Source organism: Rhodococcus sp. IEGM 1302 (genome assembly GCF_030056935.1).
In the GTDB taxonomy this organism is placed as follows: Bacteria; Actinomycetota; Actinomycetes; order Mycobacteriales; family Mycobacteriaceae; genus Rhodococcus_F; species Rhodococcus_F qingshengii.
In genome coordinates this window covers 27,284-50,390 of record NZ_JASHKY010000010.1, presented here as the reverse complement: position 1 = coordinate 50,390, position 23,107 = coordinate 27,284, and the positions used below count along the sequence as shown (strand labels likewise).

General features: G+C 62.1%; 19 protein-coding genes and 1 tRNA gene. 9 read left to right on the top strand and 11 right to left on the bottom strand.

Annotation, left to right across the window (positions count from 1 at the left end):
* Positions 1 to 47: 47 nt before the first annotated feature.
* Together QM609_RS16260 and QM609_RS16255 are read right to left on the bottom strand one after the other, a co-directional pair.
* The gene (locus QM609_RS16260) at positions 48 to 173 is read right to left on the bottom strand and encodes a hypothetical protein (protein WP_255246884.1); all 126 of its coding nucleotides are present in this window, start codon (positions 171 to 173) and stop codon (positions 48 to 50) included.
* Between the two features lie 394 nt (positions 174 to 567).
* Positions 568 to 1,215 carry a TetR/AcrR family transcriptional regulator gene (locus QM609_RS16255; protein WP_003941289.1) on the bottom strand — a complete coding sequence of 216 codons (648 nt, stop codon included), beginning with the start codon at positions 1,213 to 1,215 and terminating at the stop codon, positions 568 to 570.
* 97 nt (positions 1,216 to 1,312) lie between these two features.
* On the opposite strand from QM609_RS16255, the gene QM609_RS16250 reads away from it, so the two are divergent.
* Together QM609_RS16250 and QM609_RS16245 are read left to right on the top strand one after the other, a co-directional pair.
* Positions 1,313 to 3,103, top strand: a complete 1,791-nt coding sequence (locus tag QM609_RS16250) for an N-acyl-D-amino-acid deacylase family protein (protein ID WP_050655251.1) — start codon at positions 1,313 to 1,315, stop codon at positions 3,101 to 3,103.
* Positions 3,100 to 3,945, top strand: coding sequence for an alpha/beta fold hydrolase (locus QM609_RS16245; protein WP_050655252.1), 846 nt, complete (start codon positions 3,100 to 3,102; stop codon positions 3,943 to 3,945). The genes QM609_RS16250 and QM609_RS16245 overlap by 4 nt, the downstream gene beginning before the upstream one ends.
* Before the next feature lie 73 nt (positions 3,946 to 4,018).
* Here QM609_RS16245 and QM609_RS16240 read toward each other — a convergent pair whose 3' ends face one another.
* From QM609_RS16240 to QM609_RS16230, 3 genes are read right to left on the bottom strand one after another with little or no spacing between them, the layout of a single operon-like run.
* Complete coding sequence (locus tag QM609_RS16240) at positions 4,019 to 5,158, bottom strand: sulfotransferase family protein (RefSeq protein ID WP_050655253.1); 1,140 nt, start codon at positions 5,156 to 5,158, stop codon at positions 4,019 to 4,021.
* Between the two features lie 7 nt (positions 5,159 to 5,165).
* Positions 5,166 to 5,948, bottom strand: a complete 783-nt coding sequence (locus tag QM609_RS16235; RefSeq protein ID WP_050655254.1) for an SDR family oxidoreductase — start codon at positions 5,946 to 5,948, stop codon at positions 5,166 to 5,168.
* A gap of 2 nt (positions 5,949 to 5,950) precedes the next feature.
* Positions 5,951 to 7,117 carry a hypothetical protein gene (locus tag QM609_RS16230; RefSeq protein ID WP_030537322.1) on the bottom strand — a complete coding sequence of 389 codons (1,167 nt, stop codon included), beginning with the start codon at positions 7,115 to 7,117 and terminating at the stop codon, positions 5,951 to 5,953.
* A 116-nt stretch (positions 7,118 to 7,233) separates the two neighbouring features.
* Here QM609_RS16230 and QM609_RS16225 point away from each other — a divergent pair, with 116 nt between their 5' ends.
* The 5 genes from QM609_RS16225 to QM609_RS16205 all read left to right on the top strand — a co-directional run bounded on the left by QM609_RS16225 (position 7,234) and on the right by QM609_RS16205 (position 12,601).
* Positions 7,234 to 8,169, top strand: a complete 936-nt coding sequence (locus QM609_RS16225) for a helix-turn-helix domain-containing protein (protein ID WP_039972651.1) — start codon at positions 7,234 to 7,236, stop codon at positions 8,167 to 8,169.
* Between the two features lie 142 nt (positions 8,170 to 8,311).
* Entirely contained in the window at positions 8,312 to 9,238 is a 927-nt protein-coding gene (gene cysD / locus QM609_RS16220; RefSeq protein WP_003941285.1) for a sulfate adenylyltransferase subunit CysD, read from the top strand.
* On the top strand, positions 9,238 to 11,082 hold the full coding sequence (gene cysC / locus QM609_RS16215; RefSeq protein ID WP_003941334.1) for an adenylyl-sulfate kinase: 1,845 nt from the start codon (positions 9,238 to 9,240) through the stop codon (positions 11,080 to 11,082). The genes cysD and cysC overlap by 1 nt, the downstream gene beginning before the upstream one ends.
* Entirely contained in the window at positions 11,079 to 12,233 is a 1,155-nt protein-coding gene (locus tag QM609_RS16210) for a 3'(2'),5'-bisphosphate nucleotidase CysQ (RefSeq protein WP_050655255.1), read from the top strand. The genes cysC and QM609_RS16210 overlap by 4 nt, the downstream gene beginning before the upstream one ends.
* Positions 12,230 to 12,601: a limonene-1,2-epoxide hydrolase family protein gene (locus QM609_RS16205; RefSeq protein WP_050655256.1), complete on the top strand. Its 372-nt coding sequence runs from the start codon at positions 12,230 to 12,232 to the stop codon at positions 12,599 to 12,601. The genes QM609_RS16210 and QM609_RS16205 overlap by 4 nt, the downstream gene beginning before the upstream one ends.
* 9 nt (positions 12,602 to 12,610) lie before the next feature.
* On the opposite strand, the gene QM609_RS16200 is transcribed toward QM609_RS16205, so the two are convergent.
* Positions 12,611 to 13,762, bottom strand: a complete 1,152-nt coding sequence (locus QM609_RS16200; RefSeq protein ID WP_050655257.1) for a N(5)-(carboxyethyl)ornithine synthase — start codon at positions 13,760 to 13,762, stop codon at positions 12,611 to 12,613.
* 233 nt (positions 13,763 to 13,995) lie between these two features.
* A complete protein-coding gene (locus tag QM609_RS16195; protein ID WP_003941367.1) occupies positions 13,996 to 14,373 on the bottom strand; it encodes a MarR family winged helix-turn-helix transcriptional regulator in 378 nt (125 codons plus the stop codon).
* A gap of 85 nt (positions 14,374 to 14,458) precedes the next feature.
* Here QM609_RS16195 and QM609_RS16190 point away from each other — a divergent pair, with 85 nt between their 5' ends.
* On the top strand, positions 14,459 to 15,988 hold the full coding sequence (locus tag QM609_RS16190; RefSeq protein WP_007726177.1) for an MFS transporter: 1,530 nt from the start codon (positions 14,459 to 14,461) through the stop codon (positions 15,986 to 15,988).
* Positions 15,989 to 16,061: 73 nt separating this feature from the next.
* Here the strand turns inward: QM609_RS16190 and QM609_RS16185 are convergent, their stop codons facing one another.
* From QM609_RS16185 to QM609_RS16170, 4 genes are all read right to left on the bottom strand, one after another.
* Positions 16,062 to 17,939 carry an FAD-dependent monooxygenase gene (locus QM609_RS16185; protein ID WP_050655262.1) on the bottom strand — a complete coding sequence of 626 codons (1,878 nt, stop codon included), beginning with the start codon at positions 17,937 to 17,939 and terminating at the stop codon, positions 16,062 to 16,064.
* A 2-nt stretch (positions 17,940 to 17,941) separates the two neighbouring features.
* Positions 17,942 to 19,270: an MFS transporter gene (locus tag QM609_RS16180; RefSeq protein ID WP_007726181.1), complete on the bottom strand. Its 1,329-nt coding sequence runs from the start codon at positions 19,268 to 19,270 to the stop codon at positions 17,942 to 17,944.
* 128 nt (positions 19,271 to 19,398) lie between these two features.
* On the bottom strand, positions 19,399 to 20,325 hold the full coding sequence (locus QM609_RS16175) for a LysR substrate-binding domain-containing protein (RefSeq protein ID WP_030537328.1): 927 nt from the start codon (positions 20,323 to 20,325) through the stop codon (positions 19,399 to 19,401).
* 89 nt (positions 20,326 to 20,414) lie between these two features.
* A tRNA-Arg gene (locus QM609_RS16170) sits at positions 20,415 to 20,490 on the bottom strand.
* Between the two features lie 243 nt (positions 20,491 to 20,733).
* Between QM609_RS16170 and QM609_RS16165 the strand changes: the two genes are divergently transcribed.
* Entirely contained in the window at positions 20,734 to 23,103 is a 2,370-nt protein-coding gene (locus tag QM609_RS16165; protein ID WP_050655258.1) for a phosphoketolase family protein, read from the top strand.
* Positions 23,104 to 23,107 lie beyond the last annotated feature (4 nt).

Here is a 23,107-nt window from a genome sequence, read left to right as displayed (position 1 = left end):
TCGGCCCCATTTCGAGTTACGCCCTGGCAGGGTGTGGTCCAAGCGAATCAGCTGAGGTTGAGCTTGGCGATCAACGGCTGGACGACCTTGATGATGTCGATGACGGCGCTGAGGGTGTTGATGGAACCCATGTTTCGGTCCTCCGTGTCGTATGTACAGGTTTGTATGTACAAGGTTGTGTCTGCGTGGTGTTTCTGTACGACCTTGTGTCGCAGACACAAATTAGCAAACTGGACGCTTGTTTGGGTCGAAATGACCGCTTTGCGCTGAAGTTGCTGAAAAGTTCACGGATTGTTCAGGAACGTAAACAAAAAACAGGCCGGACTCCCCGAAGTCCGGCCTGTCGATGACGCTTTGCGATCAGCTGAATGCCGACAGTGCGCTGATGAGGCCGATGCCCGCAACTGCGACCTTGAGGACACTCAAGACGTCTTCGAGCTTGACGCCAGCGGGCAATACGTTTTCGACAGACTCCATGTTGGATCCTTCATATGTTGGGGTCGTGGTCCAGCGCCACTGCAAGCAAGATACCCAATCGTGACCACCTGTGAAACCCCGGCGCGAAGATCACAGTTGTGTTGCGCCGGACTCACTGGCCGTCGCGACAACGGTGGCTGCCACTATTTGCTCCACGCTGATGCCCGCTGCCGGTAGGCAATGGTAGAAAATTCGTTCGCAGAGGTCGACCATTTCGCCTCGCTCGAGCGTCGGCTCGTCGATCCAGTTGACCACGATTTCCTCCATGAATGCCTGCCACCCGGCGATTGTCGCCTCCACGGTCGCGTTCGATTCGATGCCTAGATTCGTCAGCGCAGCGACGATCCACGTGGTGAAAGTGCGGCGCATGCCTCGGTAGATCGTGCGCATTCGGACGTCGCCACTGCCGGCCATACGCATCACGGCGAGGTAAATGGTGGGGTGCTCGATAACGGCGTCGACGAATGTCTCGATACCTGAGCGCAGCTGGGACGTGATGGGTAGCTCGGGATCCGGTCGCATTCGATCTTCGAGATCGGCCGAGGCGGCCTCGAGGATGGCGTTCTGGAAACCCTTCTTGTTCTTGAAGTAGTGGAACAGCAGTGGCGGCGAGACACCGGCCTCGGCTGCGACGCGATCCATCGACAGTTGGTCGAAAGGCTCGGTCCGCAGCATCTGTACTGCCACCTCGAGGATTTGCCTCTGACGGTCTTCGGGGGAGCGGGGGACTGCAGCCATTCCGTCATCCTATGTATTGGTTCGAAAGGTTCATTGACTTTTACTCAACGCTGTCTATAACGTGAGGTAACACATACGTGAGGCGAGGAGTCCGACAGTGTCTGCTTTCGACATCGTGGTCAACGACGGGTTGTGGTTCGACGGGACGGGGGCTCCAGGTCTGCGTCGTAATCTCGGAATTCGAGACGGCGTGGTCGCGGAGGTGTCCACGACGCGCCTCGAGATCGGGCCGGTCACAGAAGTGATCGACGCGGCCGGCAAATGGGTTCTCCCCGGCTTTGTCGACGTCCACACGCACTACGACGCCGAAGCCTTGGTCAGTCCAGGGCTTCCGGAATCGGTTCGCCACGGCGTCACGACGGTCGTGCTCGGCAATTGCTCGCTGTCGACGGTGTATTCGACGCCGCGCGAGATCGCGGATCTGTTCAGCCGGGTCGAAGCAGTTCCCCACGACGCGGTGCTGCGCATCCTCGAAGCGAACAAGACCTGGACCGGTCCCGCGGCGTACACCGCCGCCCTCGAAGCCCTTCCCCTCGGACCCAATGTCGCGGCCTTCATCGGTCATTCCGACATCCGCACGCACGTACTCGGACTGGGGCGCGGCACCGACAAGAAGGTCAAGCCGACTCGCTCGGAACTCGGCCGGATGGGCTCGATGCTCGAGGATGCCATCGACGCTGGGATGCTCGGCCTGTCGTCGATGACCAATGCCCTCGACAAGATCGACGGCGACGAATATCGTTCTCGCTCTTTGCCGTCGACGTATGCACGGTGGAAAGAGTTCCGATTCCTCAACCGCATCCTTCGCGATCGCGGCAAGATCTTGCAGAGCGCTCCGACCATCAACCTGCATCCGAACGTCGCGGCGTTCTTCGCCGAAAGCTCCGCGATCGGACGCAAGAAGCCGCTCAAGACGTCGCTGCTCTCCGGTGCGGATTCGAAGGCCTACCCGGTGATCGTGTACTTCATGCTCGCTGCGGCCCCACTGCTCAATCGCTTCGCGAAGACCGATTTCAAGTGGCAGCACCTTCCGGTTCCCTTCACCGTCTACGCGGATGGAATCGACCTGGTCGTGTTCGAGGAGTTCGGTGCCGGCGCCGCCGCTTTGCACCTCAAGGACCAGGTGGAGCGCAACGAACTGCTCCAGGACGAGTCGTACCGTCGCGCATTCCGTAAGGACTACGACAACAAGTTCTCACCCCGCATCTGGCATCGCAATTTCTACGATGCGGTCATCGTGGGATGCCCGGACGAGACGTTGATCGGCAAGAACTTCGGTCAGGTCGGTGACATCCGCGGAGTGCACCCGGTGGACGCGTACCTCGACCTGGTGGTGAAGTACGGGCGAGATCTTCGCTGGCGCACCACCATTGCCAATCACCGGTCCAAGTTCGCGAAGAAACTCGCCGCGAGTTCCGGTGTGCAGATGGGCTTCGGCGATGCCGGCGCGCATCTGCGCAACATGGCGTTCTACAACTACCCGGTGCGACTCCTCAAGCGCGTCAAGGACGCTCAGAGTGACCGCAAGCCGTTCCTCACCATCGAGCGCGCAATCCACCGCCTGACGGGCGAACTGGCGGACTGGTACGGCATCGACGCCGGGCATCTACGCCAGGGTGACCGCGCGGACTTCGTTGTCATCGACCCGGCCGGGCTCGACGAGTCGGTGGACGGGTTGTTCGAGGCAAAGGTTCCCGAGTACGGCGGGATCAGCCGGATGGTCAACCGCAGCGACGACGCAGCGGTCGCTACGGTGATCAACGGCCGACTCGTCTACCGCGAAGGTGAATTCGCCCCCGGATTCGGAATCGAAAAGACAGGTCAGTTCCTGCGTGCCGGTGAAAAGGCTCCGGTTACCAGGGCCGCGAAGACTAGCGTGGCGCTATGACTACACCGGCGGATCGCCTCACCTCGTACTCCCGGTCCGGGCTGACCTTCGACGTACGCGACGAAGGACCCGCCGACGGTCCGGTCGTGGTTCTCCTGCACGGGTTTCCGCAGGATTCCCGCTCATGGGATCACCTTGCGCCGTTACTGCACGCCCGCGGCTTCCGGACCGTCGCACCGGATCAGCGAGGGTACTCACCCGGCGCCAGGCCGAAAGCGCGCTGGGCGTACCGTGGGTCCGAACTCGCCGCTGACACTGTCGCACTGATCGACGCGCTCGCGGTGGGCAAAGTGCACCTGGTCGGCCACGACTGGGGTGCCGCAGTCGCATGGCAGGTGGCCGCCGAACGGCCGGACTTGCTCGATACCGTGACCGCGGTGTCGGTTCCGCATCCACTGGCGTTCGTCAAGGCGATGGTGACCAGCACGCAGGGACTGAAATCGTGGTACATGGGGGCGTTCCAATTGCCGTTCGTTCCCGAGAAGGTTCTGTCCTCCACCTCGGCGGGTGAGAAGTTCCTGATCTCGAGCGGGCAGACGCCGGAGAACGCACGGCGCGATCTGAATGCCATGCTGGCTCCCGGCCGCCTGCGCGGTGGTCTGAACTGGTATCGCGCGATGTGGATGACCAAGCCGAACCCGGAAGCTGCCCGGGTCACCGTGCCGACCCTGCACGTCTGGAGTGACGGCGACGCCGCCATCGGACCCAAAGGGTCTGCGCTCACCCCCGCGTTTGTCGACGGTCCGTATCGGTTCGAAGTTCTCCGGGGTGTGAGCCACTGGATCCCCGACGAGGCGCCGACGGAGTTGGATCGGTTGCTCGGTGAGCATTTCAGCAGCTGACCGAGTTTCGTACCGAAGCCCCCGCCGTTCGGCGGGGGCTTCAGTCGTCAGCAAGGTCGTCGACCAACCGTGGTCAGCGAGCTCCGAATCGCTCTTCCACCTGCTCCTTCGTCAGGCCGAACTCCTCGAGCGTGTACTTGTGCGACGGTTTGCGAGCACCCGAGCGGCTTTCCTCGTGCATGGCCTCCATCGACTGCTGCGCGGCAGATGTCAACGGGATGTCGAAGTGCGTGTAGATATTCTCGACGGTTCCCAGCGGATCGGTGACGAAGTCCTGATAGTCGACGTCGATGAACTGTGCGGGATTGTGGTGTGCGCGTGCACTGTCGAACTGCTCGAGCCCCCTGGCCCACAATTCGAGCTGACTTTCGCCGATCACCTTGTCGGTGAACGTGTTCGACCAACCCTCTGTCGCCTGGGCGGCCAGGCTGCATACCGACGGAATGATCGTCGTAGGGGAGCGGTGAGTCTGGATGACGAGAGCGTCGGGGTACGCCTCCATCAATTCGTCGAGCGCGAACAGGTGGCTCGGGTTCTTGAGGACCCACCGTCGATCCTGATCGGGCAGACCGATCAGCTGCAGGTTCTTCTTGTGTCGTGCATAGGCGTTCGACCACTCCTGGTCCCTCAGCCATGCGGAGTACGTGGGTAGATTCGCCAGGCACTCGTACGACACGGACTTGAACGTCTGACGCAAGAGTTGCCAACATTCTTCGACTTCGCTGGCGGACATGTAGTGCACGCCCATGAATTCGGGATGCTCGACGTGGTGTTGACCGAATGTCTCCTCGATCTTGGCGAAGACCGGGTTCGATTCCCACGTATCGCGAGGCGGGCGAGGCTGAGGGAACTCGGTCAGCCACATCTCGAGGCCCTGGTGAGCCGGGTCGACCGTGAGGAGGCGGTGCAAGGCAGTGGTGCCCGTCCGTGGCAATCCGGTGACGAAGATCGGCCGCTCGATCTTGACGTCGGCGTGCTCCGGATGCTCCTTCCATGCAGATTCACTGAGCAGACGTGCCACCAGGGCGCCTCGAAGGAATACCCGAGAGATCTTGCTGCCGAAGGGCGTCAGATCCTCGTCACGGTCGTAGGACTCGAGCAGGACCGACAGAGCTTCGGTGTAATCGTCGACGCCGAAGTCCGTCAGTCCGGTCATCCGTGTCGCCGAGGCGTGGAGATCCTCGACGGTGCCGACGTGAGTGCGTTCAGTCATGGTGCTCCTAGTGATGGAATTCGCCGCAGTTGACGTCGATGCATTGGCCGGTGATCGCGCTGGCCATCGGAGACGCCAGGAAGATCGCCGCGTCGGATACTTCATCCGTCGTCGGCAGGCGCTTGAGGTCGGTGTTCGACGCAGTGTGCTCGTAGATCTGCTCGACGGTCATGCCGAACTTCTCCGCCCGGTGCGCGAAGTATCCCTTGAGGGTGTCTCCCCAGATATAGCCGGGTGCAATCGAATTGACACGAATTCCCTGCGGGCCGAGTTCGGTGGCCAGGGACTGCGACATGGCGAGCAGGGCCGACTTCGCCATCTTGTAGCTGCCGTAACGCTCTTGCGAATGCCGCAACACCATCGAATTGATGTTCACCACGGAGCCGTCCGACTCGGCAAGTGCTGGCGTGAACAGCTGAGTCAGGCGCAACGCACCCAGCACGGTCAGTTCGATGCTGTCGCGGATGTGCTGGTAATCGGTGCGAGCCAACGGTTTCATCGACGGAATCGAGAATGCATTGTTGATCAGAGTGTCCACTTTGCCGTAGGCGGCAATGGACTCGGCCACCAGATTCTCGGCGGAAGCCTGGTCGGTGATGTCGGTGGCAACGGTGACGGCGCGCCCACCGGCATCGACTATTTCCTTCGCAACGTCGTCGAGTCGCGATTGCGTACGTGCTGCGAGAACAAGACTCGCGCCGGCCGACGCACATCGAAGGGCCAGAGCGCGGCCGAGTGCCGGGCCGACTCCGGAGATGACTACTACACGGTCTTCGAGCAAGGCGGTCATGATTACCCCAGCATTCGGTTGTCGATGGCGGCCTGGCGCTGGGCAATGCGCGCTGCCCAGTCCTCGGCGGTGATGGCGTTGGTGTCGAAATGCGGCAGGTGCTTCGCAATATCTGCGACGGCGACGATTTCGACGGTGGGACCGTCCTGCGGCGTCAGCTCGCGGGACACGCGCTGCCAACGGAACTGCAGAATGCCGCGCGGATGTCCGACGGTTTCGATCCAGTTGGTGACACCGGGGTTCTTCTCGCTGACCACCATTCGAACCATCCCGTCCGGATCGACCTGTGCCTGGCCGTTGTTGAGGGAGGTCTGATGATTGACGTAGTCCAGTGAGATGTACCAGAGGCTCCCCAGTTGGAAGCCGAGATACGGTGCGTCGGAGGCGGGAACGGTGATGATCATCGCCTGCTCGTCGGTGAGTTCGTAATGTCCCACCGACGAGTACTGCGTTGCCAGCCCGCCCGGTGTCAGGCGTGGTTCGGTCATGGTGTTGACCGCGAGCTTGAGGTAGAACCACTCCGGGAACTGGAGCCACGTCTTGACCCGCGTGACCAGTGCCTTCCCAGCCCGGGCGTAACGCTTCTCGGTCTCTTCGGCGGTGAGAGGTGGCGGCGCTATCCCGATCGAATCGGTGCGCTCGATGCGGATCACACCGCGCTGCTGACTCCAGTCGCTGTAGACCTCGCGAACGACCAGCTGCGAGGATCCGGGCGCCAGGGTGTAGTAGTTGGCTCGGCCGTCGGCAGGGCCGGGGCCGAACCAAGCGACGAAGTTACCGTCGTCGTCTATCTCCAGCTCGCGGTCGTCGAAGGCGATTTCGCTGCCGGGAACGTTCGAGTTGGTGTAGTTCCCACTCAACACCTGGAAGCTGAGATCGGCTGTGGTGCCGCGCTTTCCGGTGACCTTGTATTCCTTGTCGTCGTTGATTCGGGCGCCGAAGTACAGAGTGTCGGGGTTGTCGAGGCCCATCTTGGTGAATGGTCCGGTGCCCTGGATGAAACTCGGATGGGTCTTTTCGCCGGCCCAGGCGGCATGCGTCGTCGCGATGATTCCGCCGGCCAGATATTGGTATCCCTCCAGTAGATCCTGTTCGGATCTGATGTGCGGCGCAGTCTCGATCAATTTCTCGGCTTCGGCGATCGCCTCGGCAAACGGGTCCGTCAGCACGCTGGCTCCTCACAGTTCCGACTATGTCGCCGGTCCAGAGCGTCGTGGTACAAATATGTACCTATTTGGTAGATGTTGGGTATTTCGACAATAGAACGCGTTCTAGGGAGTGGTCAATGGGTGGACCGGAGAAGACGCCTGAAGAGGGACGCCCGAGGGGGAGACAATCGCCTCCCACCGAACGGGTGGTTCAGGTGCTCGACTACCTCGTCGGTCGCCCTGATCAGCGGTTCGGGCTGTCGGAACTGGCCCGCGCGCTCGAGATCAGCAAGCCCACCTGCTTGGGAATCCTCACGGCGCTGGCTGATCGTGGATACCTGACTCGGGACGAGGTGTCGAAGACCTATGGGCTCGGTCCGGCCTTGATCGCAGCCGGACGTGCAGCTCAGCGGGGATTTGCCGTCGGACCCATTGCCCGCACCCATCTGGAGAAAGTGAGCACGGAGTTCGGGACGACGTGCACGGCGTCCGGTGTGATCGGTGATCAGATCAGCGTTCTCGAAGTGACCGGACCGATCGGCGCGCGTCGCGCCGCCAAGGTCGGTCAGGTGTACCCGTTCGCTCCACCGGTCGGACTGATGTACGTCCTCTGGGGTTCGGATCACGACATGGACAGTTGGCTGAGCAAAGAGCCGAGCCTACCGGTGCGCTTGGATCGCGAGCGTCTGTGGAACGTGGTCCGCGAGTGTCGGGCTGCGGGGTATCTGGTCGAGAGTCTGGATCCCGTCGGGCAGCGACTGCACACGCTGATGGCGGGCGTTGCGACGCACGATCTTCCGCCGGAGGTGCGTGAACTGCTCGGTGAGATGGTCTCGAGCCTGGGCGAGAGGGTGTATCTCGGACGCGACATCAGCTCTGACGACGAGCATCCGGTGAGTCTCATTGCCGCCCCGACCTACGACGCCGAGGGGCATCAGGCCCTTGTGCTCACTCTGTATGTGGGTGGGGCGATCACGGGCGCCGAGATCGAGCGCCGCGCCGCGGCGCTGGTTGCGGCGGCGGATGCGGTGACGGCGGAAGTTGGTGGCAGGAGTCCGGTTCGCGGTCTGTGACGTCTGATTGCCGGTCATTGACCTTTGGGTAGAACGAGTTCTATTCTGTGATTGCGTTCAATTTAGAACCAGTCCGGTACATAAATGTACCGATGCGGAATGGTGTTCCGCACGGAGTACGTGATGCTCAGGAGCGAAAGACATGGCAACACTCCAGACCCCGCCCGCCTACGAGTTGTCGCATCTGCGAGCACTCGAAGCGGAGGCGGTCCATATTTTCCGCGAAGTCGCAGCGACTTTCGAAAAGCCGGTCCTCCTGTTCTCCGGAGGTAAGGATTCCGTCGTGATGCTGCACGTAGCGGCCAAGGCATTCTGGCCTGCCCCACTGCCGTTCGCTGTGATGCACGTCGACACCGGTCACAATTTCGACGAGGTGATCGAATTCCGCGACCAGACGGTCGATCGCTTCAACCTGCGTCTTGTCGTCTCCAGCGTGCAGGACGACATCGACGCCGGACGCGTCATCGAGGACACCGGAGTCGGTTCCAGTCGCAATCGCCTGCAGACGCACGCGTTGCTGCGCGGAATTCGCGACAACAAGTTCGACGCCGTGTTCGGTGGTGCTCGCCGAGACGAGGAGAAGGCGCGCGCCAAAGAGAGGGTGTTCAGCTTCCGGGACGAGTTCGGGCAATGGGATCCGAAGGTGCAGCGACCTGAACTGTGGAACCTGTACAACGGCAAACACCGTAAGGGCGAACATATTCGGATCTTCCCGCTCTCCAACTGGACAGAGCTCGACATCTGGCAGTACATCGAGAGCGAGCAGATCGACCTCCCCGGCATCTACTACGCCCATCGTCGCGAGGTGGTTCCACGCGACGGAATGTTGTTGGCACGCACCCGTTTCCTCGAGCTTCGCGCCGGCGAAGAGTCCTACGAGGCGTTGGTGCGCTTCCGTACGGTCGGCGACGCAACGTGTACCGGATGTGTCGAATCGTCGGCCGAAACACCGGGCGCTGTCGTGGAAGAAGTTGCGGCGAGCCGTATCACGGAGCGTGGCGCAACCAGGGCTGATGACCGGATTTCCGAAGCTGGCATGGAAGATCGTAAGAAAGAGGGGTACTTCTGATGCCGCAACTGCTGAGAGTCGCTACAGCGGGCAGTGTCGACGACGGAAAATCGACACTCATCGGCCGGTTGCTCTACGACTCCAAGTCGATCTTCGAGGACCAACTCGAGGCCGTGGAACGGAGCAGTCGAGAACGCGGCGACGAGTACGCCAACCTCGCGCTACTGACCGACGGATTGCGCGCCGAGCGTGAACAGGGCATCACTATCGACGTGGCCCACCGGTATTTCGCGACCCCTCATCGGAAGTTCATCATTGCGGACACTCCCGGGCACGAGCAGTACACCCGCAACATGGTGACCGGCGCGTCGACGGCCGACCTTGCCCTGATCCTGGTGGATGCTCGCAAAGGGGTGCTCGAACAGACGCGGCGGCACGCCTTCTTGTCCACTCTCCTGGGGATACCCCACCTCGTGCTGTGTGTGAACAAAATGGACCTGGTGGGCTGGTCTCAGGAACGGTTCGAGGAGATCAAGGAAGAATTCCGACAGTTCGCGATCAAGTTGGACGTCCACGACCTGACGTTCATTCCGGTCTCGGCGCTGTTGGGGGACAACATCGTTGCCCGGACCGAGAACATGTCCTGGTACGACGGGCCTTCTCTGCTGCACCATCTCGAGCAGGTGCACATCGCGTCGGATCGCAACTTGATCGACGCTCGGTTTCCGGTGCAGTACGTGATCCGTCCGCAGAAGCAGACCGACGCCGACCTCCACGATTTCCGTGGATACGCCGGAACGGTGGCCAGCGGCGTCTTCAAGCCCGGCGACGAAATCGTGGCTTTGCCTTCAGGATTCACCTCGACGGTGAAGGCAGTCCACGGGCCGGGCGGTGACGTGATCGACGAAGCGTTTGCGCCCTCGGCCGTATGCATCGAGCTGACCGACGATCTCGACGTCAGCCGCGGGGACCAATTGTGTCGGCTCAACAACCGGCCGCAGGTCGGGCAGGAAATCGATGCGATGGTCTGTTGGTTGACCGAACAGACAACTCTGTCGGAGAACAATCGCTACTCGTTGCTGCACACCACGCGCTCCACGAAAGCGCAGATCGTCAAGCTCGACTACCGGCTGGACGTCAATTCTCTGCACCGCGACGAGAAGGCAGAATCTCTGTCCCTCAACGAGATCGGCCGCATCTCGATCAAGACGCAGCAGCCGTTGATGTTCGATCCCTACCGCCGCAACCGCGTGACGGGCAGCTTCATTCTCGTGGACGAGACCACGGGCAATACCGTCGCCGCCGGAATGATCAACGGTCCGACGCTCAAGGAATCGCGCGTCGTCTGGCACAGTTCGGAGGTTTCTCGCGAGGAACGTGCGACTGCCGGCGCCACCGTGTGGCTCACCGGTCTCTCGGCCTCGGGTAAGTCGACGATCGCGGTGGAACTCGAACGCCGCTTGGTGGCCGCGGGTATCCCGGCGTACCGCCTCGACGGCGACAACCTCCGGCACGGATTGAACGCGGATCTGGGATTCAGTGCCGATGACCGCGCCGAGAACGTCCGCCGAGTCGGCTCGGTGGCGCAGTTGTTCGCTGATTCAGGTGCAGTGGCAGTGGCCTGCCTGATAAGCCCGTACCGCGAAGATCGTGATCGAGTGCGGGCGGCGCACGAGGCCGCCGGGCTGAAGTTCGTCGAGGTCTACGTCGACACCCCGATCGAGCAATGTGAAGCCCGAGACCCCAAGGGCATGTACGCCAAGGCCAGGGCCGGGGAAATCACGGGATTCACCGGAGTCGACGATCCCTACGAAGCTCCGACAAGTCCCGAGCTGGTGATCAGACCCGAAGACGGAACGCCTACCGAACTTGCGCTGCGAATTATGGAAGTGTTGGACCGGTGAGCGAATCCACACACAGCAGAATCGCCGACGAGGCACTCGCGGCGGAATTGGCGCAGGCCGCCGGTGCGATCCTCCTGGGGATCCGAGCCGAGGGTCTGGGTGTCGACGACGGTCGTGAACTGGGTCGCCGGGGCGACAAGGCCGCCGATTCCTACATCCTCGACCGGTTGGCTGCCGAGCGGCCGGGCGATGCCGTGCTCTCTGAGGAATCTGCCGACGATCGCAGTCGTCTGGATGCAGCTCGGGTCTGGATCATCGATCCGCTGGACGGCTCCAAGGAATACGGCTTGCCGAATCATGCGGATTGGGCAGTGCACGTGGCGCTTTGGGAGCGCGGTAGCGGAATTACCGCAGCCGCGGTTGCTCAGCCGGCGCTCGGAGCGGTGTACTCCAGTGGCGACGAGGCAGCTTCGGTTGCCGCCAACTCGCCGCTCCGCGTAGTAGTCAGCGGATCGCGACCACCCGCATTCACCGAAGCGGTGGCAGCCGAACTCGGCGCCGACGTGGTGCACATGGGATCGGCCGGCGCCAAGGCGATGGCGGTGGTGCGCGGCGAGGTCGACGCGTACCTGCACGCCGGTGGGCAGTGGGAATGGGATTCGGCTGCGCCCGTCGGCGTCGCACAGGCGGCGGGACTGCATTGCAGCCGCATCGACGGTTCGTCGCTGCTCTACAACGAATCTCATCCGTACCTGCCGGATCTCGTGATCTGCCGACCGGAGTTGTCGGAGTCGATCCTGGGCGCAATTGCCAAGCACTCCACGGAGTCTGCGGTCAGCGGACGCGTCGCCATGGCGCGTGAATACGTGAACGCATTGCTCACTCATGACGCAACGAAGGTCCGCTTCGCCGCCGACGCCTGGCGGGTCGAGAACGGTCAGCGAACCGGTGACAGCGGCGCCTTCATCAGCAACGAGCTCGAACAAGGCCAGCAATATCGCGGAATCGTGGCGATACGTGAACTCGCGCTGCGTGAGTGGGGCGAGAGCGTCGTAGCCCGGTATCTGCTCGACCTCGGAACACCTGGCCAGGCACCGGCCGTCACAGTTTTCGTCACCGAGTACTTCGGGATACCGGCAGGCGAGATCGAAAGCATCCTGGCAATCATCGAACCCCACGAAGACGATTCGAAAGAGGCTGGAACACAATGACATCGGACAAACTGATCACCGATTTCTGTGCGCTGTGGGCAGACATCGATGTTGCAAAGATCGTCGACTACTTCACCGATGACGTCGTTTATCACAACATCCCGATGGAGCCCGTGGTCGGTCGCGAGGCCGTCCGGGCGTTCATCGAGCAGTTTGTCGGTGCCTTCGGCAACATCGACTTTCAGATCAAGCGTCAGGTCGCGGACGGCAACACCGTCATGAACGAGCGCGTCGACGTTTTCACCATCAACGGCGCCGAGGTAGCGCTCCCGGTCATGGGGGTGTTCGAAGTCGAGGACGGAAAGATCAAAGCCTGGCGCGACTATTTCGACATGGCGCCGATCAATGCGGCAGCCGGCCAGGCCTGATCGGGGCGCCTACTCCGCGATGACAGCGTGCGGGTAGTCCGACGAGCGGTGCTGGAAACGTGTGATGGCGGGATTCACGATGACGCCGTCCCGGATTTCGATGGCCCGATCGACGGTCTCGTCTGCCTTCCAGGCCGTCTCTCCTGCCATCACAGTGGGCAGGTAGGGAAGAAGTGATTCGCTGATCTCCCACGACGCGGAGTTCCACAGGTACGACGGGCTGTGATCGACGCCGTAGTAAGTGATGTTGTCGCCGACGATGAAGGTCGGATCCGCGAACGAGGTGGGACGAGCCCAGCTGAACCCCATGCCTTCGTCGCACGAGACGTCGACGATGAGGCTTCCCGGTTGGAAGTCCATGAGATCTTCCTCGGTCAAGAACGTCAGTGGGGCGTCCGTGTTCTGCAGTACGCAGTTGACGACGATGTCGTGCTCGGCCAAGAAGCCGGGCACCGGCACGCTGTGGTTGTCGAGCATGACGTGGCTGCCACGGACGTCACCGTTGTTGTTGTCGAACGAGACCATGCGCGCCGAGTGGATGGGGGAGCTGACCGCGGTGACTCCACGCTGGGTGAGGACGTTCACTTCGTGGATACCGTGCGCCTTGAGTGCTGTGACCGCGCCGCGTGCAGTGGCTCCGAAACCGATCACGGCAGCGGTGAGACGCCGGCCGTAATCACCGGTGGAACCGATCAACTGCAGGGCGTGCAGTACCGAGCAATAACCGGCGAGCTCGTTGTTCTTGTGGAACACATGCAGATTGAACGATCCGTCGCTGTGCCAGAAGTTCATGGCCTCGAAGGCGATGAGAGTCAGTTTCTTGTCGATCGCGATCTGTGTCAGTTCGGTGTCCTGGACACAGTGCGGCCAGCCCCAGAGAACCTGACCTGACCGTAGTTCGGCGAGGTCACGCACCAACGGCTTCGGTAGCAGAACCACATCGGTTTCCGCCAAAATCTGCTTGCGCGTGCGGATTCCGGCAACGAGGCGCGAGAGGTAGTCGTCGGAGTAGCCGAAGGGGTGGCCGTAGCCTTCTTCGAGGTAGATCCGAGAACGTAGTTCGGCATCGATGCGATCGAAATGCGCAGGATGGATCGGCAACCGGCGTTCTGCCGGTTTGCTCGACTGTCCGATGACTCCAAGGGTGCGTGCGTTGTTCAATTGTGTATCTCTCGATAGGAGCAGGTAGAGATGTCAGGCAGGAGCCTGAGGGACTAGCAGAAGCCGCAGGAACGCTGGCAGATTGCCTCGGCCAGGACCGCGTGAAAGCGTGCTGGCTGCGCTGCTGTCGATCGCCGACGGCAACAGAAAGGCGCGTCGGTATGTGCTCAGTCTAGTCCGGAACGGCCCTCGGCCGGTGGCCGGGCGCTGTGTCGTGCTCCGCTGACGTGTGGCTACTGCTCGCGCAGGCGTGAATCCAGTACGGCCAGTTGGATTTTGCTGGCGTCCGCGTGTACCTGACGTCCTTTGTCGGTGACGTCGACGAAGACTCCGCGCCGGTCGGCCTCGCACAGTGCTCGCTGAACCAGTCCGGCCTTCTCGAGACGGGCCACGCTACGGGAGAGCGCGCTGGGACTCAGGTACATCTCCGAGGCAAGCTCCTGCATGCGTGGACGTTCGCACGTGGCGTCCATGAGTCGGTCGAGAGCCTCGAAGTCGCTCATGCTCAGCCCATGCGCCGACTGCATCTGGCGATCGAGTTCGCACGCGATGTCGTTGTAGCTGGTCGACAGCGAGCGCCAGGTGTTGCGCAATTCGGATTCCGACGTCACGACCGCATTCTAGTTGAAGACTCGATTACGTGCAATTGCATTAAATGCTTGTGCATTATGTGCATGTGCATCTATTCTCGCTGACGTGACTTGCACAGACTCGACACTCAAACCATTCGATTCGCCGGAAGCCCCGGTTTCTACGGAATCCTCGGATCCGGCCACAGGGGAGGGCTGGTCCCTCAAGCTGTGGGGCATCCTCGCGGTGCTCTGCCTCGTGTTGTTCCTCGACGGTCTCGATGTGTCGATGGTGGGCGTCGCGCTTCCGTCCATCGGCAATGAACTGGGCCTGTCCACTACCTCGCTGCAGTGGATCATCAACGGCTACGTCCTCGGATTCGGCGGCCTGTTGCTACTCGGTGGACGTACCGCCGATCTTCTCGGGCGCAGGAAGGTCTTCCTGATCGCACTGACCGTGTTCGCAATCGCCTCGCTGGTCGGTGGCCTTGTCGACAACGGAACACTGCTGATCGCATCACGATTCGTGAAGGGATTGGCCGCGGCCTTTACCGCTCCGACCGCAATGTCCATTCTCACCACGACGTTCAAGGAAGGTCCGGCCCGTAACCGTGCGCTGTCGGTGTTCTCCGTGTTCGGCGCCAGTGGTTACTCGTCCGGTCTGATCCTCGGTGGGCTGTTGACCAGTGCCGGTTGGCGATTCACGTTCCTGATGCCGGTTCCGTTTGCCGTCATCGCGCTGATCGGTGGGTACTTCCTCATTCCGCGGGACCGTCCCGCAGATACCGGGGGACACGATCTCGTCGGCGCCGTCACCCTGGTGACGGGAATGCTTCTCACGGTGTACACGATGGTTTCGGCTCCGACCCGTGGATGGGCACACCCGATGACGCTGGGTTCGTTCGCCGTCGCAGCCGTGCTTCTGGCGACGTTCTTCTTCGTGGAGAAGAAGGTGGCGCATCCGCTTGTGCGACTTGGGCTTCTGCGCGTCGGCACTATCGTTCGTGCGAATCTGGCCATCATCGCACTCTTCGGTTCCTACCTGAGCTTCCAGTTCATGATGACGATCTTCCTGCAGTCGGCCCTCGGCTGGTCGCCCCTGAAGATGGCGATGGCACTGCTCCCCGCGGGCATCATCGTCGCCTTCGGATCACCGTTCGTCGGACGGCTGGTCGACCTGTACGGCAGTGCCAAGCTCATCATCGCGGCACTGACCTCGCTCAGCGTCGGGTACCTCTGGTTCCTCTTCGCGGGCAGCGATTCACCGTCGTACGTCGTGGCGATTCTGCCGAGCGTCATCCTGCTCGGACTCGGATTCGCGCTGGGATACACCTCGATCATGGCCCAGGCCACCTCGGGTGTCGACGACTCGGAGCAGGGTTTGGCGTCCGGGCTGGTGAACACCTCCGCTCAGGTCGGTGCGGCGCTCGTGCTCGCTCTCACCACTGCCCTCGTAACCGCTGGATCGCACACCGCGTCCGGCGCCGGTACCGCCGGATTCGAGCAGTTCCATCCCGGACTGATCCTGGTCACCGGGGTCGCGCTGGTGGGCTTGGCGATCACCGTCTCGCCGCTGGTACGTGGAAGGTCGCAGCGGGGAAGATCCGTGCGTGAAATGCGCGCTGAGGAAGAAAAGGAATTGGCCGAGGTCAACTGAATACTCGCTTCATCCGCGAATGCGCTCGGCCGCGTAGGGGACAATCCTGCGCGGCCGAGTTGCTGTGTCTGAACTATCGCGTGGCAGATTTCAGGGCAGCGTCTTTCAGTGCTACGTCGAAGGTCGTCGACGTAGCTTGCGAACCGAGAATCAAGGCAAGGCGCACCAACATGGCTTCGCGGTCGGACGGATCAGCCTGATCCAGTGCATTCGACAGTGCCAACCAGACGTGTTCGCGGTGGCACTCGTCGTCGACCACCGCAGTTGTCGCCGACTGTGCCGTATCGAAGTGCGTCGGCGCAGTGCCGGCGGTGAGGTGTTTGGCCACGTCGTTCAATTGCGTGGGATCGCTGATGCGGCACAGCACCAATCCGTCGGGCCGAATCACGAAGATCTCGCCGACACGTGCGCCGAGGGCAGATGCGAGATTGCCTTCGGCATCGGGAACCGTGGAGTCGGTAGTTCCCACGGTGATCACGCGTACGGTTTCCGGTGCAAGGGCCTGAGCAAGGATTTCGGCTTGCGTGTCGAGTTCGGATACCAGCTCAGCTGACAGTCCGAAAGCCAGCAGGCCGAATCCAGTACCGCGCAGACTGTTCAAGGAGGTAGATGAACCGTCCGCCGAGACCTGGACGACCCTGTCTTCCAACGGATCGCCGGGTAGTACGCCCTCGGCGCCCGCAGCTGTGGGCCACGTCAGCGGGGAGAGCCGGGCGTGCGTCGCACTCGACTGGCGCGGGTTGATGAGGTGCGCGAATTCGCTTCGCTTGGTGGCGAGTTCGAGTACGGCATCGCGGGTGGTCCGGTAGCCGTGACTTCCCGGCGACATGATGAGCGTCGACTTGCCTGCGTTGTCGACGTTCTGCTGCCACGCGCTGCGACGTTCCTTCGAATACGCGTCGAGGATGGTGGAATCGGCAGCTCCGTTGATGACGGCGGCTAGTTGCCACACCAGGGTCTCGGCGTCTTCCATGCCCGAGTTCAGGCCGCGCACACCGAAGATCGGAACGAGATGCGCGGCGTCGCCGGCAAAAAGCACACGGCCGTGAGTGAAATCTTCCAGAGCGAGTGCGTGGGCGCGGTAGAAGCCGAACCATTCCAGGGTCCAGGGGATGTCGCTCTGGAGCCATTCGAGGTGACGCGTGATGCGGTCACGGATGCGATCTTCTTGCGTCTCCGCTTCCGGATCGTCCGAGGCGTCGAGCTGGTAGTCGATGCGCCAGATGTCCCGTGGTTGGCGATGCATGATGATCGTGGACCCCGGGTTGCTGGGTGCGTCGAACCACACCAGACGCTCGGCCGGGAGTTCCGATTCCCAATGAATGTCGGCAATGACGTAGTTGCCCTCGTAGCTGTTGCCCTGCAAGCGGATTCCGCTGAGTTCGCGCATCTTGCTGCGTCCACCATCGGCGGCAACGACCCACGCCGCGCGCAGTTCGCGGGTTCCGAACGCGGTGTCGACGGTCAGAGTCACCTCGTCGTCACCGACGGAGATGCCGGCGATCGACGACGACCAGTGGAAGTTCACCAATGGGTGAGCGAGCAGCTTGTCGGTCATGATCTGCTCGAACTCGGATTGCGAGACGTTGACCATGGGTCCACGCGCGTCGTGCTCGGCGGATGCCATGCGGAACTGCAGTACTTCCTGATCGCGGTAGTAACTCCGACCACCCACCCACGGCAGAACTATGTCTTCGAGCTCGGCACCGAAGCCGAGGCGTTCGGCAACTTCGAGGCTGTGGCGTGACACGCAGATCGCGCGACTGCCGAACGAGACCTGATCGGCCGCTTCGAGAATCGTGACGGCAATGCCGCGCTGCGCCAAGCCCATGGCTACGCCCATGCCGACGGGGCCGGCTCCGACGATCACGACGGGAAGTGCGTCGGCCGAAGGCGCCAGGGAGGCGAAGTCCTCGGGTGCGTACTTCTTCGGATGAAAGTAGGTCGACATGGTCACGAGGCTTTCTGTGCGGCAGTGTTTTTCGGGATCAATTGAGGTTCCGGGAGCAGCAGGATGGAAACCAGGCTGATCACGGCAATGATCACGAAGTAGGCGGTGATGGCGAACGAGGTATCGAAGGCGGCGTAGAGCGCGGTGGCGATCATCGGGGCCAGACCGCCGCCGAGGATTGCGCCGATCTGGTAGCCGAGTGACGCTCCGCTGTAGCGGATGTGTGCGGGAAACAATTCGGCGAACAGTGCCGCTTGTGGGCCGGCGCAGCAGCCGAGCGTGAAGCCGAGGGCGATCATCGATACGAGCATCACCGGAACGATCGCTGTGTCGATCAGCGGAAAGAACACCGCTGCCGCCACTACCAGGGTGATCGAACTGCGGATGTAGACGGTCCGGCGTCCGAGAGTGTCCGACTTGTGAGCGCTGAAAGCCATTCCCGCCATCCAGAACGGGCAGGATGCGATGAGAAGAAAGAGCATCGTGGTCTTGCTGAAGCCGAGTTCGGTCTCGCCGTACTTGAGGACGTAAACCATGTACGCGTACGCGATTCCGTTGGTGGCGATGAAGGTTCCACCGGCGAGGAGCACAGTCTTCCAGTGTCTGGTGAGAACCTCGAGAATCGGCATGGACTCCGCCGGTGCCTCGGACTTCGACGCGGTGAACTCGTCACTTTCCTCGAGGCCGAGACGGATCCACATCGCAACGCCCACCAGAACTGCGCTGAGCAGGAACGGGATTCGCCATCCCCAGGAGTTGAATGCATCGTCGTCCATGAAGGCGGCGAGGGGGAGATAGACGAGATTGGCCACCAGTACGCCTGCGGGAACACCGATTTGTGGTGCGCTGCCGTACAGCCCCTTCCTGCCCTCCGGTGCGTTTTCGGTGGCGACCAGAACTGCGCCGCCCCACTCGCCGCCGACACCGAGTCCCTGAACGAATCGCAAGGTCACCAGGAGTATGGGGGCAAAGACGCCGATAGCGGCGTAGTTGGGTAGCAGCCCGATGGCAACGGTGGCGCAGCCCATCAGCATCAACGAGGTGACCAACATGGATTTGCGTCCGATGCGGTCGCCGAAGTGGCCCATCACGATTCCGCCGATGGGACGCGCGACGAATCCGACGGCGAGGGTGGCGAAGGCGGCGAGGGTGCCGGCCAGATCGGACGTGCCGGGGAAGAACTGCTTGCCGAGCACGAGTGCGGCGGCGGTGCCGTAGATGAAGAAGTCGTACCACTCGATGGCGGTGCCGACAAAGCTGCCGAGGGCGGCCTTACGCGCCTTGACCGTCGCGGCGGCGCGCGTTGCGGTCGGTGAGGCGATGGAGGTCATGAAGTGCCTTTCGAGATGAATGTGGCTTGAAGAAACAATGACGTGCGCCACAACAATTGAAAAGCGAAAGAATTGGAGGTTCTTGCACGGAAAATACGTGGAACCAGCTCCGCTGCCTGGTAGCGGGACTATTGGGCAGGTTCTGAGGGTGAAACGAATTCTATGAAAGCGCGTGCGACGCGGCTGAGGCGAGTGTTCTGGTGCCAAGCGAGAACTACGTGCACCGACGGCACGGCGGGGGAAGCGATGGTCTTGACGACCACCTCGAGCCCCTCGTACGTGACGTCGATCTTGGGCCGCTGGAGTAGCAGCGTCCAGCCGAGGCCACGGCCGACAAATGCCCTCGCCGTCTCGAAGTTCGCAGTTCTGTAGGCAACCTTCGGGGCGAATCCGCCTGCGCGACAGACGTCGAGCGCGTGTTTGGTGCTCGGCGGCGCGTCGAGGAGAACCATCGGGTGTTCCGCGAGGTCCGGAAGATGGATCGGTCGCTCGGACCGCGCGAGTGGGTGTTCTGCACCCAGGACGATCAAGGGTTCGCGGATGGCCAACGGAACTGTGCGTAATTGTGGAGACAGGTCCAGGTCGTAAGCGATTGCGAGGTCCAACTCGCCGTTCTCGAGATGTGTCTGGAGCCGATTCTGAGTGTCCTCGCGGAACTCCACCTGCGCGTCAGGATTCTCACGGGTGAACCCGGCGATCATCGACGGCAACACCGTCGGCCCCAGAGCGGGATAACAGCCGATCGCGATGGGCCCCGACACGCTTCCGCCGGTTCCGAGCGCATCGGATTCGAGTTCCCCGGCTTGCTGAAGTAGCGCCCGGGCGCGCACCAGAACGGATTCACCGGTGCGGGTCAGTTGAATGCCGAATGAGCGACGGCGAACGCACAGTTGAACTTTGAGCGCGCGTTCGAGTTCGGTGAGCGCCGCGGACAGGGCGGAAGGAGAGAGGTGCAGGCGCTCGGCCGCGGCACTGATCGTTCCGGTCTCGGCTACCGCGACAAACGCAGCAAGCTGACGCATCGTGTACGTGGGAGCAGGATCGATGCGAGGCATGAGATCGACAGTAGTCGGGTAGATTGCCCTGAATATTTTGGTGTGGCACCGTGAAGAGGTCGACGATCAATCGCTGACCTGCGTCTTCGTGGTGCCCCCGGCAGGATTCGAACCTGCGACCTTTCGCTCCGGAGGCGAACGCTCTATCCCCTGAGCTACGGGGGCGCACCGAACTTTCGGTGTGCCGATTGGGCTGCGTTAGCGTAGCGCATCACGGGGGGACAAGACCAAACCGGCACCCGTCTCGGCATGGCGTCCTCGCGTGAGGTAGTCGAGGATGCGGCCGGGGACCATGGTCGTCGAATCATCTGTACCGACTGACTCGGATGCTTTTTACGCCTAGGCTCGGCTCTGAGCACAGGCTCGGGCGGACTGCTCGGGCACCCTCGTGAGGTACGGGAGTCGTTGATGACCGATCACCACTATTCCGAAGACCAGCTCGCGCTCGACCTGAAGTGGTGGGCAGCGGCCAACTACCTGACCGTCGCGCAGATCTATCTGAAGGACAACACGCTTCTGCGGGAACCGTTGCGTGCCGAGCACATCAAGCCCCGACTGCTCGGGCACTGGGGGACCAGCCCCGGCTTGTCGATGATCTACACGCTCCTCAATCGGCACATCGTCGCCACCGGCGCAGACTGGCTTTACGTGACCGGTCCCGGGCACGGCGGTCCGGCGCTGGTCGCGTCGACGTATCTCGAGGGAACGTACTCGGAGATCTATCCGGAAGTCTCGGACGACGCCGAGGGCATCCACCGGATGTGTCGGCGATTCTCCGCTCCCGGCGGAGTGCCCAGCCATGTGAGTGTGCAGACACCCGGAAGCATCCACGAAGGCGGCGAGCTCGGCTACGCCCTTGCCCATGCGGCCGGCGCTGCCTTCGATCATCCGAACCTCGTGGTGGCCTGTGTGATCGGCGACGGCGAAGCGGAGACCGGGCCGTTGTCCGGCTCGTGGAAGCTCCCGGCGTTCCTGAATCCACGACGCGACGGCGCGGTGCTGCCGATCCTGCACGTGAACGGTGCCAAGATCGCCGGGCCGACGGTCTACGGACGCAGCAGCGACGAAGACATCCAGGCCTATCTTGGTGGACAGGGGTGGGCGCCGATCGTCGTCTCCGGTGACGACCCCGACGCGGTGTTTCCTCAGCTGTATCAAGCGATCTCGCAGGCGCACGAGAAGATCCGCGAGATGCAGGGTGCCGCACGCCGCGTAGAGGAGTGGACGGGTTCGTGGCCGGCAATCGTGTTGCGGACGCCGAAAGGATGGACCGGTCCACACACCGTCGACGGAATCTTGGTCGAGGGCACACATCGTGCGCACCAGGTGCCGTTGTCCGGCGTGCGAAGCAACGAATCACATCTGCGGCAACTCGAAGAGTGGATGCGGTCGTACCGTCCGGACGAGTTGTTCGACGCCAACGGATCACTCGTCGCGGAACTGGCGGCGCTGTCGCCGACGGGGGACAAGCGCATGGGGAGCACTCCCTACGCGAACGGTGGACGACTTCGCGTCGATCTCCCGATGCCGCCGCTCGAAAAGTATGCGCTTCCCATCCAATCCCCGGGTTCGACCTTCCACGAGACGACGCGAGTTCTCGGCGAGCTTCTGCGCGACATCTACGCCGCCACGGAAACCGAGGACAGCGGCGGGATCTTCCGACTCTTCTGTCCGGACGAGACGTCGAGCAATCGCCTCGGCGCCGTATTCGAGACAACCGATCGCTGCTGGCAACTGCCGATCACCGACTACGACGACGGGCTGTCCGCGGACGGTCGTGTCATGGAGGTCCTCAGCGAGCACCTCTGCGAGGGATGGCTCGAGGGCTATCTGCTGTCGGGCCGACACGGGATGTTCGCGAGCTACGAAGCATTTGCGATGGTGAGCGTGTCGATGCTCATCCAGCACGCCAAGTGGCTCCAACATGCCGTCGACCTGCCGTGGCGGGCGTCTGTTGCTTCGCTCAACGTGCTGTTGACCAGTACGTGCTGGCGCAACGACCACAACGGATTCAGTCATCAGGGCCCCGGCATGATCGACGCCGTTATTCCCTTGGCACCCAGTGTGATCCGCGTGTGGCTGCCGCCGGATTCCAACACGTTGCTCTCGATCTCGGATCACTGCCTGCGTAGTACCGACCACGTCAACCTGATAGTCGTGGACAAGCAACCGCACCTGCAGTACCTCACGCTCGAGCAAGCGCACGAGCACTGCGCGGCGGGCGCTTCGGTCTGGGAATGGGCCGGAACCGAGGCTCGCGGACAGGAACCGGACGTGGTCCTGGCCGCCGCGGGAGATGTGCCGACGCAGGAGATCCTGGCTGCTGCACAGTTGCTGCGCGATCACACACCCGAACTGATCACCCGCGTCGTCAACGTCGTCGATCTGATGGCCTTGCTGACGCCAACCGAGCATCCCCACGGATTCGGGGAGCGGGTCTTCCTCGATCTGTTCTCCGCGCAGACCGACGTCGTGTTCGCATTCCACGGATACTCGCGTGCCGTGCACGAACTGATTCACGGGCGTCCGAGTCCCGAGCGCTTCCACGTTCGCGGATTCAGTGAACAGGGAACAACCACAACACCGTTCGACATGGTCGTCCTCAACAAGATGAGCCGCTACCACCTGGTGATCGAGGCGCTACGACGCTCCAAGCGTCGGCCGGCCGGGGCGTCCGAGTTGGCGGAGTTCTGCCGCACACAACTCGAAAAGCACTCGCGTTACATCGTCGAGCACCTCGAAGACATGCCGGAAGTAGAAAACTGGACCTGGTCCTGAAATT

What these genes read in the sequence shown, in the direction of transcription:
- QM609_RS16255 (WP_003941289.1), bottom strand. Translation starts at nt 1,215, where the DNA reads ATGGCTGCAGTCCCCCGCTCCCCCGAAGACCGTCAGAGGCAAATCCTC.
- QM609_RS16245 (WP_050655252.1), top strand. Translation starts at nt 3,100, where the DNA reads ATGACTACACCGGCGGATCGCCTCACCTCGTACTCCCGGTCCGGGCTG.
- QM609_RS16240 (WP_050655253.1), bottom strand. Translation starts at nt 5,158, where the DNA reads ATGACTGAACGCACTCACGTCGGCACCGTCGAGGATCTCCACGCCTCG.
- QM609_RS16235 (WP_050655254.1), bottom strand. Translation starts at nt 5,948, where the DNA reads ATGACCGCCTTGCTCGAAGACCGTGTAGTAGTCATCTCCGGAGTCGGC.
- QM609_RS16225 (WP_039972651.1), top strand. Translation starts at nt 7,234, where the DNA reads ATGGGTGGACCGGAGAAGACGCCTGAAGAGGGACGCCCGAGGGGGAGA.
- cysD (WP_003941285.1), top strand. Translation starts at nt 8,312, where the DNA reads ATGGCAACACTCCAGACCCCGCCCGCCTACGAGTTGTCGCATCTGCGA.
- cysC (WP_003941334.1), top strand. Translation starts at nt 9,238, where the DNA reads ATGCCGCAACTGCTGAGAGTCGCTACAGCGGGCAGTGTCGACGACGGA.
- QM609_RS16205 (WP_050655256.1), top strand. Translation starts at nt 12,230, where the DNA reads ATGACATCGGACAAACTGATCACCGATTTCTGTGCGCTGTGGGCAGAC.
- QM609_RS16185 (WP_050655262.1), bottom strand. Translation starts at nt 17,939, where the DNA reads ATGTCGACCTACTTTCATCCGAAGAAGTACGCACCCGAGGACTTCGCC.
- QM609_RS16180 (WP_007726181.1), bottom strand. Translation starts at nt 19,270, where the DNA reads ATGACCTCCATCGCCTCACCGACCGCAACGCGCGCCGCCGCGACGGTC.
- QM609_RS16175 (WP_030537328.1), bottom strand. Translation starts at nt 20,325, where the DNA reads ATGCCTCGCATCGATCCTGCTCCCACGTACACGATGCGTCAGCTTGCT.
- QM609_RS16165 (WP_050655258.1), top strand. Translation starts at nt 20,734, where the DNA reads ATGACCGATCACCACTATTCCGAAGACCAGCTCGCGCTCGACCTGAAG.